2 protein-coding genes are annotated in these 2320 nt (G+C 68.9%); both read right to left on the bottom strand.

Annotation, left to right across the window (positions count from 1 at the left end; translation table 11 throughout):
* Positions 1-90: 90 nt before the first annotated feature.
* Entirely contained in the window at positions 91-918 is an 828-nt protein-coding gene (locus tag GPK42_RS09605) for an ATP-binding protein (protein ID WP_215694933.1), read from the bottom strand.
* The gene (gene istA, locus GPK42_RS09600; protein WP_035138955.1) at positions 915-2222 is read right to left on the bottom strand and encodes an IS21 family transposase; all 1308 of its coding nucleotides are present in this window, start codon (positions 2220-2222) and stop codon (positions 915-917) included. Before istA ends, GPK42_RS09605 begins: the two co-directional genes overlap by 4 nt.
* Between the last annotated feature and the right edge of the window lie 98 nt (positions 2223-2320).

The raw sequence follows: 2320 nt of genomic DNA, 5'->3' as shown, positions 1-2320 counted from the left end.
TTTAGCCAAATATAGTCGGCCGAGATTGACCAATCCCGGCCGACCCATTTTAGCCAACACGCCCGCATCTATGACTTTCCTATCGCATTCCTACATCCCCTCGGGCTGGATCCCCCTCACCTTCACCGCCTGGGGGACGGCCTCCACCGAGTAGGTGTCAAGCTCCCTGCCGCGGTAGCTCGGGCCCCGCATCACGAACACCGACGCCTTGTCGAACAGCCTGTCGAGGGCGCAGAGGAGCGTGTCGTCGCCCGTGAAGAACTCATCCCACCCGCTCGGGGCGATGTTGCTCGTGAGGACCATCGCGTTCGGCCCCTCCTTCTCGTAGCGCCTGTCGACGACATCGAAGAACAGGTCGGTGCACGGCCTGTCGTAGACGCATCTCCCCACCTCGTCAACGATGAGGCACGACGGCTTGACGAGCGAGGAGACGACCCGCGAGGTGTTTCCCCGCTGGACGGCCTTCTGGAACCTGCCCCTGAGCTCGGTCGCCTTTATGTAGTAGGTCTTGAGCCCCCGCATGCAGCACTCGCGCCCGTAGGCCTGCGCGAGGTGCGTCTTCCCTATGCCGCCGGGCCCGACGAAGGCGACGTTGCGGTGCGCGTAGAGGTCGGCCAGCGACGGGAGCTTGCCCAGCGCGGCCGCGTCCCGGCCCTGGATCCTGGAGAAGTCGAAGCCCTCGAAGGTCTTGGGCTCGCGCCTGGGCAGCCTGCTCAGCCTCAGCAGCGTCTCGATGGAGGCGAGCCTCCTCTTCTCCGCAAGGTAGGAGAAGGTGGCTGCCACGGCGGCCATCTCCCCGTCGCCGAGGTCGAGGTCCGAGGCGAGGGTCGCGAGCTCCTCCGCCCCGACGGCGATCCCGAGCCTCGACGCGGCGTCGCTCGCGAGCTCGTAGGGGCTCGCCCCCGCGCCCGCCATCATTCGGCCCTCCCGAAGTCGAACCTCTCGAAACCGGGTTTCGTCCTGGGCGGGGCGATTTGCTCGACCACGGTCCCCACCGGCTGGGTCGGCAGCTCCTCGGGCTGCGCCGGCGATGTCTCCCACTGCCCCTCGCACCAGCTGTCGGCGCCGGTGCCGACGGCGTGGGCGACGAGCTCGCGGGAGAGGTCGTCGCTGTATATGTGCACCACGCGCCCCTCCCGGTTCACCCTGCACTCGCGGCGGACGTACCAGTAGGGCACGCCGTAGCGGTGCCCCTCGAAGCTCACGAAGCCGTCGAAGGAGATCTTCCGGCGCGGGCACAGGTACCGCTCGACCTCGGCCGTGACCTCGAGCGGCCTGGTGTTCGCCGAGCACGCCGCCTCGTGCTCGCGCATCGGGACGCATGCCGCCGCGCGCCGCCAGCGGCCTCCCTGCTCGGCGCACCAGAGGGCGGCCTCCCGGTTGAGGGCGTCAAGGTCGGTAAAGGACCTTCCCGCGAGGAAGTTCCCCTTCACGAAGCGGACGAGCCTCTCCACCTTGCCCTTCGTATAGGGGTGGCGCGGCCTGCACAACCTGGTGCGGAAGCCGACGACGCCCATGAACTCGGCGTAGTCGGCCTGCCAGACGGGCCGGCCGTCGGCATCGCGGCGGACGACCACGCTCTTCATGTTGTCGGTGAGCACGGTCGCGGGCACGCCCAGCGCCGAGAACGCGTGCAGCATCCCGATGAGGAGGTTCTCCTGGCGCGCGTTCGGGAAGAACTCGACGTGGGCGCCCCCGCAATGGTGGCAGACCATGGCGAAGCAGGCGATCCGCGCCCGCTCCCCGCCGGGGCGCTCGACCGCGACGAAGCCCCAGTCCATCTGGTAGGCCTCTCCGGGCGCCGTCCTGAAGCGCTGGCCGCGGCAGCCCTGCGGGGCCGCCTGCCGCCTCTTCGCGGGCACGAGGTCCCGGTGCGCGGCGATATAGGTCTTCACCGTGGTGAGGCCGCCGGCGTAGCCCTGGCCGAGCAGCCGCTCGAATATCACCTGCGAGTTGGTGACGCCCTTCCGCAGGAGGTCGTCCACCAGGCCGGTGTGGCCGGCGAGCACGCCCGGCGCGGCCCTCCTCCCGCTGTTCCCGTGGGGCAGGGCCCTGAACCCGTGTGCCCTGACCGTCCTCGCGCGGGAGCGGGTGAGCCCCGTCCTCCTGCAGAACTCCGCGAGGTTGCATGCCTGCGGGTCGAACCCGTCGCCCTCCTCCGCGGCCATCTCCCGGAGCGCCGCGTCTATAATCTCCTGTAGGTCATCGTGTCTCTCGTTCACCTCAATGGTCCTCCTAACGCCGGCGTGTTGGCACCACCAGCGTAGTGGCGGCGGGGAGGCACGGTGGCCATTATTCGGTGACCGGGATTGGTCAAAAT

The organism is Collinsella aerofaciens (assembly GCF_018785265.1).
GTDB classification, from domain to species: Bacteria; Actinomycetota; Coriobacteriia; order Coriobacteriales; family Coriobacteriaceae; genus Collinsella; species Collinsella aerofaciens_AI.
Note: the sequence above shows the minus strand (reverse complement) of the source record. Positions and strands in the feature narration are given on the sequence as shown.

Bases quoted from the DNA above. Each gene is read 5' to 3' on its own strand.
- GPK42_RS09605 (WP_215694933.1), bottom strand. From the start codon at position 918: ATGATGGCGGGCGCGGGGGCGAGCCCCTACGAGCTCGCGAGCGACGCC.